This is a genomic window from Longimicrobiaceae bacterium, from assembly GCA_035696245.1.
Lineage (GTDB): Bacteria > Gemmatimonadota > Gemmatimonadetes > Longimicrobiales > Longimicrobiaceae > DASRQW01.
In genome coordinates this window covers 1-8584 of sequence record DASRQW010000414.1, presented here as the reverse complement: position 1 = coordinate 8584, position 8584 = coordinate 1, and the positions used below count along the sequence as shown (strand labels likewise).

Sequence of the window (8584 nt, the reverse complement as noted above, 5' to 3'; positions counted from 1 at the left end):
GCCCCGCGCGCTCCGTCCGCCCCGCGCCCCGCCGCCGCGCCGCTGCCGGCACCGGCCGCGCCGCCCGTTCCCGCGGCTCCCCGGTCCGTGACCGCGCCGCCTCCTCCGCCACCCCCGGCCGCAGCTCCCCTCGCGCCCCGTCCGCCCGCGGCAGCGCCGCGCCCGCCGCGGGCACCTGCCCCCCCGGCCCGCGTCCCGGCAGACACGACGCCGCGCTTCACGCCCGCCACCGCCGAGGAGCGCGCGGCCGTGCAGCGGTACTTCCCGCAGGTGCTCACGGCCGGGATGCGGGGCGACCTGTACCTGATGTTCGTGGAGGACCCCGCCGGGCACGTCGTGCACACGGCGCGCGGGAAGGGCGGCACGCTGCGGTACGGGCAGGGCACGGGCAGCGAGCTGGACGCCAACGCCGGCGTGGCGCCGGAGCGCATCAGCAGCGTGAACGTGAGCCGGCACCGCGCGGGCGAGCTGGGGCCGGACTCGGTCACCGTGGTGTGGGTGCGCACCGGCGCGCAGGCCGCGCAGCCACGCGCCGCCACCGCGGCCGCGGGCGAGGTGCAGGTCCGGCAGGTGGTCGCCGCCATCGACCGCTACTTCCCCAGCGTCCGCACGCAGGGTGCAGGCAGCGACCCGCTGATGTTCGTGGTGGACAGCCGCGGCAACGTGGTCTCGCACACCGCCGCGCCGCGCCAGGACGACGCCGTGCGCAGCGAGGACATCCAGGGCGTGCAGGTCTTCAAGGGCAGCCGCGTGCAGGTGGGCTCGCACGCGGTGCAGGTGATCTGGGTGACGCTCAAGGAAGGCGCTCGCGTCACCCCCACGGCGTGAGCCGGAACCCCTGACCCGGAATTCGAGAGGAGGAGCGTCGTGATGCCAGAGCAGAGCACGATTGCCCGCACCGCGGCGCTCCTCCCAGGACCGCTCGGGGCCGCGCGGGACACATCCCCCGAAAGCTCGTGGGGCTCGAGCCGGGAGATGCGAACCAGCGAACGTGGGACGTCCGGCCCCGAACGGGAGACGTCCAGACGGGAGATGTCGTCCGAGCGGCAGATGTCGTCTGGACGGGAGAAGTCGTCTGGACGGAAGATGTCGTCCGGCCCGCAGATCGTGGGCGGCGGAGGTGGATTGCCGTCGGGACGTGAGATGGAAAGCCGCGATCCGGCGATTTCGTCGCGACGGGAGATGGACGACGTCGGACGGGAGATGCCCATCTCCGGGCCCCCGGCTTGGGTCGCCCGCTGCGCGGCGGGGATGCTGCTCGCGCTGCTCCTCGCGCTCGGCTTCGCGGGGCGGGCGGATGCGCAGGTGGTGCGCGGGCGGCTCACGTCCGCGCAGGGCGGCGGCGTGCTGGCGGGGGCGCTGGTGACGCTGCTGGACGGGCGCGGCGCGCCGGTGCGGGTCGGCGTGGCCGACGCGGCGGGGCAGTACCAGCTCACCGCCCCCGCGGCCGGCAGCTACCGTGTGAAGGTGGACCGCGTGGGCTTCGGCAGCCACACCACGGGCGAGTTCGCGCTGGCCGCCGGGCAGACGCTGGAGATGCCGGTGGCCGTGCCGCCGGTGCGCGTCTCGCTCGCCGCGATCCGGGTGGAGGCGGCGCCGCGCTGCAACTCCCGCTCGCGCGACGGCGACGCGCTGCGGGCCGTGTGGGAAGAGGCGCGCAAGGCGCTCCAGCTCACCAACAGCAACACCTCGGCGGCACTGCTCTCCTTCGACTACCGGCACTTCGAGCGGCACCTGAGCCCCAACGGGCGGAAGGTGGAAGCCGAGACCTCGCAGATGGTGCACCTTCCACCGGGCACCGTGGCCTTCGCCAGCCTGCCGGCGGACTCGCTGGCGGCGGGTGGCTACGTGCGCGTGCTGGAGCGGACGGGCCAGGTCAGCTACTTCGCGCCCGACGCGGACGTGCTGCTCTCCGAGGTCTTCCTGGACGGCCACTGCTTCAGCCTGCGGAACGGGCAGCAGGGGACGATCGGCCTGCACTTCGAGCCGCTGCGGGGGAACGCGGTGGCCGACGTGCGCGGCACGCTGTGGCTGGACCGCGCCACGGCCGAGCTGCGCTTCATGGAGTTCACGTACACGGGCCTGCCGCATGTGAGCCCGCGCACCATGGGCGGGCGCGTGGACTTCGCGCGGATGCCCAACGGCGCGTGGGTGATCCACGACTGGGCGCTGCGCTGGCCCGTGGCGGCCATGCGGTACAACGGCCGCTCCAACGTGCTCACCATCGGCCGGGCGCGGGGCGTCCAGGAGGCCGGCGCCAGCCTGGTCGCCGTCCGTCTAGTGGAGCCCGGCGATACCGCCCAAACCTCCGCCGCGCCCGCCGCCGCCTCGCACTGACGCCAGGCGGGAGCGGTGTCGCGTCCTGCGCGCTGACGCGCGGCAGATGCGCGGGGGCAGGCGCGTTCGGGAGATGCACGGCGGGCCGTTCCGCCGGCGTCGATCCGTCGACCGGCGGGACGGACGAAGCGTGGATGGCTGCCGTTGCATCGGCAGGTCGTGAACCAGCCTGAGGAGGGGTTCGGAAGATGATCGCGACGTGGATGCTGTACTGCGCGCTTCTCTCGCTGCTCGCGGGCATCGGCGCTGCCGGGGCGGAGCGCGTGCTGGCTGCTTTCCATCTCCCGCGGCGCTGGACGTGGGCCGCGGCGATCGCCATCTCCTGCATCGTCCCGTTCACCGGCCCGCAGCGCATCCGCGCAGCCCGCGGAGGCGGGGTGGATCCCGCCGAGCCCTTCGTCGCGGCAGAGACCTCGCCGCCGGCCCGCACCTCATCTACCGAAGACGCGTCTTCGCTCTGGCGGGCGGTAGATGACGGGCTGCCGATGGCGTGGATGGCGGTGTCGGCGTCGCTGGTGTCGGCGCTCGCGCTCTCGGCGGGCGTGCTGGCGCGGCGGAGGCGGCGGTGGACGGCGGCGACGGTGGCGGGGCGCGCCGTCCTCGTCTCGGGCGGCGAGGGGCCGGCGGTGGTCGGCGTGCTCCGCCCGCAGATCGTGCTCCCCCGCTGGTCCCTGGGCTGGAGCGACGTGCTCCAGCATCTCATCGTGCAGCACGAGGGCGAGCACGTGCGCGCGGGAGACACGCGGCTGCTGCTCGCCGCCGCCGCCGCGGTGGCCGCGATGCCGTGGAACCCGGCGCTGTGGTGGCAGCTGCGCCGCCTGCGGCTGGCCGTGGAGGTGGATTGCGACGCGCGCGTGCTGGCGGCCGGTGCGCGCGTGGACGAGTACGGCGAGCTGCTGCTCCGCGTGGGGCGGCTCGCGTCCGGCGGCGCGCTGCCCATGCTCACGCTGGCCAGGCCGCGTTCCTTCCTCGAACGGAGAATCCGAGCCATGACGCACCGAACGCCGCGCAGCCGCGCGCTGACCCTGGCCGCCGCCGCCGCCGGCTGCATCGCCCTCACGGCCGCCGCGCGCGCCGTCCCCCGCCCGCCGCGCCCGGAGCTCGCGCTGCCCGCCGTCCCCGCCGCCGCGCCCTCGCCCGATCGCGTCTCCGCCCGTGGAGATACGGTGCGGCCGGTGCTGGTGAACGCCGCGCAGGTGCAGCGCAGTGTCGCGGCCAACTACCCGCCGCTGCTCCGTCACGCGGGGGTGAGCGGCCAGGCGCTGCTGGCGCTGCACGTGGACGCCGCCGGGCGCGTCACCTCCTCCCGCGTGGTGAGCGCCACGCATCCGCAATTCGGGCAGGCAGCGCGGCGCGTAGCCTCCGTCATGCGCTTCCGCCCGCAGCGGGTGGCCGGCCGCGCCGTCCCCGCCGACGTGCGCCTCCCCTTCGGCTTCACGCTGGACGAGCCGAAGGCCGCCACGCCGCACGACGGCGTCGCGTTCGACCTGCGCGACGTGGACACGCAGCCACGGCTCGCCAACCCGTTGGAGGTGAAGGCGGCCATCGCACAGGCGTACCCGCCGCGGCTTCGCGACGCGGGCGTGGGCGGCACCGCGCGCGTGCGGCTGCTGGTGACCGCGGCGGGCGCCGTGGAGCGCGCGGAGTCGGTCGGCGCCTCGCAGCCCGCTTTCGCCGTCGGCGCGGTGCGGGCGGTGCGCGCCGCCCGCTTCCAGCCCGCGCGCAAGGCCGGCCGCGCCGTCCCAGTATGGCTCGTCCTCCCCGTCGCGTTCTCGGTTCGCGGGTAGCTTCCGGACGGGTCCTCGTCCGCCGTCCGCGAAGGGCCGGCCGTCACACGACGGCCGGCCCTTCGCGCATCCCCGTTTCGGCCAGCGTTGCAGACGTGTATGCCGAAATTAGCGCAGATGCTTGTCTTTTTGGCCGAAGCGGCTGGTACTCGGCTTGCCTTCTCCGCGGGCGGAGGGCGGCGCCGGGGGGCGCGGCCCGGTTCAACCATATACGACACAGGAAGGAGGCACACATGGCCATCTCCCCCGCTTACAACCGCGTGGCCGCCGACCCGTTCGAGCGGCTCTTCGACACCCTGGCCGGCGGCAGCGGCGTGCGCGCCAACGCCAACCTCATGCGCGCGCCGGAGACCGACGTGGTGGAGACGGAGCGCGAGATCCGGGTGGTCACCGAGATGCCCGGCCTGCGCCGCGAGAACATCGAGATCGACGTGGAGAACAACGTGCTCACCATCCGCGGCGAGAAGCGCGAAGAGCGCGCCGAGGGCGAGGGCGGCAAGTTCCATCTGGCCGAGCGCCGCTACGGCACCTTCGCCCGCTCGTTCGTCCTCCCGCGCGACGTGGACGCCGACGGCATCGGCGCGGACTTCCGCGACGGCGTGCTCACCGTGACCATCCCCAAAAGCGAGAGGGCCCGCCGCCGCCGCATCGAGATCGGCGGCATGCAGCAGGGGGAGCTGGGCGACCGGCAGCCCGCGGCCCGGGAAGACGGCGGGCAGCCGAACGCCTGATCCTTCTTCGGGGTTCGTACGGCGGAACGGGCCGGCGGCAGCGATGCCGCCGGCCCGCTTCTTTTGCTTCGGAGACGCGCGGCGTTACGGCTGGGCAGCGAGGGAATACAGGCCGCGCCTGCCTTCTGCCGCGACGTCCGTTCCGGGCTGCGGAGACACGGGGAAACCCGCCGTTGCCCTTTCGCGCGAGAGTGTTAAGATGTTTCGGGAAGTGTGTTTCACGAGTGGCTGGCGACGGCGGGACGTGGGGCGGGCGAACGGGTGGAGGCTGTTGCTTTCGGGTTTTATTCGGTTATATTCGGAGCGCGGCCGCACCTGCCGGCCGCGCGACCCACGGCGACACCGGAGGCAGAGCATGGCGGCACCCGACGCATCCACCCACGTCTACCGGCCCGAGGAGTACGGCGCCGCCGGCGACGGCGTGACCGACGACTGGCTCGCGCTGGGCCTCCTCATCCACGAGGTGGTGCCCGCGTCGGGCGGCACCGTGGTGGTGAGCCGCGCGCACCGGGTGGCGCACGGCGACCTGGTGGTGCCCGCCAACGTGGCGCTGCGGTTCGAGCCGGGCGGCTGGCTGGTGGTGGACGCCGGCCGCGAGGTGCGCCTGCACGGCGCCTTCGCCGCGGGCGCGCTGCGCGTCTTCGGCGGGGCGGGGCGCGTGGGCTTCGGCAAGGGCGCGCGGCCCACCATTTTGCCGCAGTGGTGGGGCGCCCTGGGCGACGGCGCGGCGGACGACACGGTCGCCCTGCGCGCGGCCCTCGCCGCGCTCCCGCCCGAGGGCGGCCGGGTGCGCGTCCCGCCGGGCACGTACCGCCTGACCGGCACCGCGCGGGTGGCCGGCAAGGCCGACTTCACGGTCGACTTCGAGCCCGGCGCGTGGCTGCGCCAGGAAGGCGGCTCCGGGTACGCGCTCGAGGTCTCGGCGTGCGGGCGCTGGGTGCTGCGCAACCCGCGCATCTACGTGGAGGACCGGCGCGAGCGGCCCGCCGTGGAGGGCGGCATCCGCGTGACCGACGGCTCGCCGCGCGGGCTGCTGCACAAGCCGGTGGTGTGCAGCATGGCCGCGGTGCCGCCCGGCTACGTGGCCCTGTCGGTAGAGGACGGGTCCAGCTGGACCGAGATCCACGACCCGTCCGTGCGCAAGTGCTCGCCCTCGCTGGGCGGCGCGTTCGCCGCGGGCGTGCGGCTGGCGCGGGGCTGCGACGCCAGCCGCGTGGTGGGCGGCGAGGTGGCGCACGCGCTCCAGGGCGTGGTCGTGGAGTCGTGCAGCGGCGTCACGGTAGATGGCACCGCGTTCGAGGACGTGGTCTCCGCCATGGTGCTCGCGCCCACCTCGCGCCCCGGCGCCAGCGACGGCTTCAGCGCGCTGGCGGCCCAGTTCCGGAGCGTGGGCTGCGGGCTGGACATCCGCTTCCTCTCCACCGGCGGCGGGCGCCCGCCGTTCCTCTCCGACGTGCGGCCCGAGGGTGCGGCCGTGCTGGTGCGGAACCCGCAGGCGCTGCCGTGCACCGTCATCGCCCCCACGCCGGGCCCGTTCTCCCTCCCCGCCTCCGGCCCGCGCCGCGAGGACGCGTGGGACGATTACGACGGCGACACGCCCATGATCCGCCCGCTGGCGCCCCGGCCGGATCCGCGCCGCATCGCAGGCGGCGGCCGCTCCTGGTCCGCCCGCGCCGCCGATGCCGCGCCCGTCGATCCGTCGTGGCGCACCCGCCGTCGTACCCCGCCCCGCTCCGCCCCCAACTGACGGACGGCGGACGGTCCGCATCGACCGAGCTCGCCGATCGACCAAACGGGAGGCCGCGCATCCGCCGCGGCCTCCCGTTCATCATCGAGCGGGGGAGAGTTGCGCGTCGGTCACCGGGTCACCCTATTCAGGATCATCCATCTACAGAGTCCTGCCATGAATCCGACGTTCGACCGCGTGATCGCCGAAGCGCTGAACCTGCCCGCCGCTGAACGCGCACGGCTCGCGCGGGATTTGATCGCGAGCCTCGACGCGGAGGTCGACGACGATCCGGCGGAAGTTCGAGCAGCTTGGGAAGAGGAGATCGGCCGTCGCATCGAGGAGTATCGGTCCGGCTCCGTCGATAACATCTCGGCGGAAGACGTCTTCGCTGAAGCGCGGGCGCTGCTCCGGTGAGCGCTCTTCACGTCCACCGGTAGATGCTGACCCGCCTCAAGTACACCGGCCCTCCCCGCGGAAACGCGGGGAGGGCCGGCTTGCTGCGGGTGTCACGTCAGCCTGTCAGGCGCCGACGGTGGAGCTGCCCTGGCCGCTGGGCTGGCCGTCCGAGGCGGCCACGTCGGACTTGGACTCCTCGGCGGACGTGTCGATGGTGCCGTCGGCGAGGAAGATGGGGCGCGTGCGGAAGCAGCCGACGGAGCCGCGGCACCGCACGCCGGGGATGGGCCCGCCCTGCGGCACGCCGCAGTTGGACTCGAAGACCTCGGCCTCGCGCTCCAGCCAGGCGATGTCCGGCGGCGTCTGGTCGCACTGCGGCGGCGCCGGCACCAGCGGGATGTTGGTGCTCAGGAGCTGCTGGATGACCAGGCACGCCACCGTGCGCCCCAGCTTCATCCCCGCCAGGTGGTCCGAGCGCCAGTGCACGCCCGCCCACAGCCGCGCCATGCCGATGTTGTCGGCCAGGCGGTCGAAATCGGCGCGGTAGTCCGGGAAGAAGAAGCTGAGCAGCTCGCTCGCCGCGCCCGAGTACGTGCTGTGGCCGCTGGGGTACGCCGGGTGCCGCGGCGTGCCGGGCGACTGGTTGATGAAGCCCGGCACCGGCGGGAAGAAGTCCGGCCGGCGGCCGTTGCGCTCCACCGCCAGCGCCGGGTACGCCACCAGGTCGTCCACGCTGTCGCTGCCCAGGCCGTTGACCGGCCGGTCGAACAGCACGTTCAGCGGGCAGTCGTTGTCCAGCGCGAACTCGAAGGGGCGCTGGCGGAACGACGTGTTGGGGCGCGGGCTCAGCCACTTGTAGTACCACGCGGCGTTGAGGGCGCTGTAGATGGCCACGTCCAGCGCCTCCCACACCAGCGCCTGCCGCGGCGGCGACCAGTTCGTCTCGCGGATCAGGTAGTTGAGCGCCTGCCGGTGGGCCAGCCCGGGCGTCTCGTTCTCGAAGTACCGCGCCAGCTCCGCTCCGTTGTAGATCACGGGGAAGCCGTCGCCGCGCGCGAAGTTCACGTTCGCGCCCAGCGGCACCGGCCGCAGCTGCAGGAAGATGCTGAGCGGGCAGCGCTCGCGGCCGGGGATGGTGCTGGCGATGGCCGTGGGGTCGTAGCGCAGCCGCTCCAGCTCCTGGAGCTCGGCCAGCTCGTCCTGCACCACCGCCGGGTCGGTGGGATACTCCGGGAAGTAGTTGCGGCTGTTGATGTCGTCCGTGACGCTCACCAGCTCCTTGTACGAGACCGGGCACGGGCGCGGGCACCGGTTCCAGTAGCTGGCCCCCGGCTCCACCTGCGGGCCGCTCAGGCGGTACTTGTCGATCTTGGGGTCGTCGCCCCCGCACTTCTTGACCTCGATGCACTGGGCCATCGTCTGCCTCCTTCAGGTGGGGTGAGAGAGGACGTGCCGCTGCTGCACATCCAATCTGCCCACCCGAAGAAAGACCGATAACACCCGTGGCGCCACGGCGTGTGGACACCCGGTAGAGGAGGGCAGCCCGCCTCGCTCCTGCGCCCGTAGCCGTCTCGTCCGTCCACCCGCCCAAAGTGCGCGGACCA

General features: G+C 73.9%; 7 protein-coding genes. 6 read left to right on the top strand and 1 reads right to left on the bottom strand.

Going from position 1 to position 8584, the window contains the following annotated elements:
* From VFE05_18565 to VFE05_18540, 6 genes are all read left to right on the top strand, one after another.
* On the top strand, positions 1-828 hold an 828-nt coding region (locus VFE05_18565; protein ID HET6232084.1), incomplete at its 5' end, for a hypothetical protein.
* A gap of 354 nt (positions 829-1182) precedes the next feature.
* Positions 1183-2337 carry a carboxypeptidase-like regulatory domain-containing protein gene (locus VFE05_18560; protein HET6232083.1) on the top strand — a complete coding sequence of 385 codons (1155 nt, stop codon included), beginning with the start codon at positions 1183-1185 and terminating at the stop codon, positions 2335-2337.
* Between the two features lie 188 nt (positions 2338-2525).
* Entirely contained in the window at positions 2526-4124 is a 1599-nt protein-coding gene (locus VFE05_18555; GenBank protein HET6232082.1) for a TonB family protein, read from the top strand.
* Between the two features lie 233 nt (positions 4125-4357).
* Positions 4358-4855: an Hsp20/alpha crystallin family protein gene (locus VFE05_18550; GenBank protein HET6232081.1), complete on the top strand. Its 498-nt coding sequence runs from the start codon at positions 4358-4360 to the stop codon at positions 4853-4855.
* 355 nt (positions 4856-5210) lie between these two features.
* The gene (locus tag VFE05_18545; GenBank protein ID HET6232080.1) at positions 5211-6602 is read left to right on the top strand and encodes a hypothetical protein; all 1392 of its coding nucleotides are present in this window, start codon (positions 5211-5213) and stop codon (positions 6600-6602) included.
* 156 nt (positions 6603-6758) lie between these two features.
* Positions 6759-6998 carry an addiction module protein gene (locus tag VFE05_18540; GenBank protein ID HET6232079.1) on the top strand — a complete coding sequence of 80 codons (240 nt, stop codon included), beginning with the start codon at positions 6759-6761 and terminating at the stop codon, positions 6996-6998.
* Positions 6999-7103: 105 nt separating this feature from the next.
* Here VFE05_18540 and VFE05_18535 read toward each other — a convergent pair whose 3' ends face one another.
* Entirely contained in the window at positions 7104-8396 is a 1293-nt protein-coding gene (locus tag VFE05_18535; GenBank protein ID HET6232078.1) for a phosphatase PAP2 family protein, read from the bottom strand.
* Positions 8397-8584: the final 188 nt, after the last annotated feature.

Excerpts from the sequence above, each read along its gene's own strand:
- VFE05_18560 (HET6232083.1), top strand. The coding sequence starts at position 1,183 with ATGGACGACGTCGGACGGGAGATGCCCATCTCCGGGCCCCCGGCTTGG.
- VFE05_18555 (HET6232082.1), top strand. The coding sequence starts at position 2,526 with ATGATCGCGACGTGGATGCTGTACTGCGCGCTTCTCTCGCTGCTCGCG.
- VFE05_18550 (HET6232081.1), top strand. The coding sequence starts at position 4,358 with ATGGCCATCTCCCCCGCTTACAACCGCGTGGCCGCCGACCCGTTCGAG.
- VFE05_18545 (HET6232080.1), top strand. The coding sequence starts at position 5,211 with ATGGCGGCACCCGACGCATCCACCCACGTCTACCGGCCCGAGGAGTAC.
- VFE05_18540 (HET6232079.1), top strand. The coding sequence starts at position 6,759 with ATGAATCCGACGTTCGACCGCGTGATCGCCGAAGCGCTGAACCTGCCC.
- VFE05_18535 (HET6232078.1), bottom strand. The coding sequence starts at position 8,396 with ATGGCCCAGTGCATCGAGGTCAAGAAGTGCGGGGGCGACGACCCCAAG.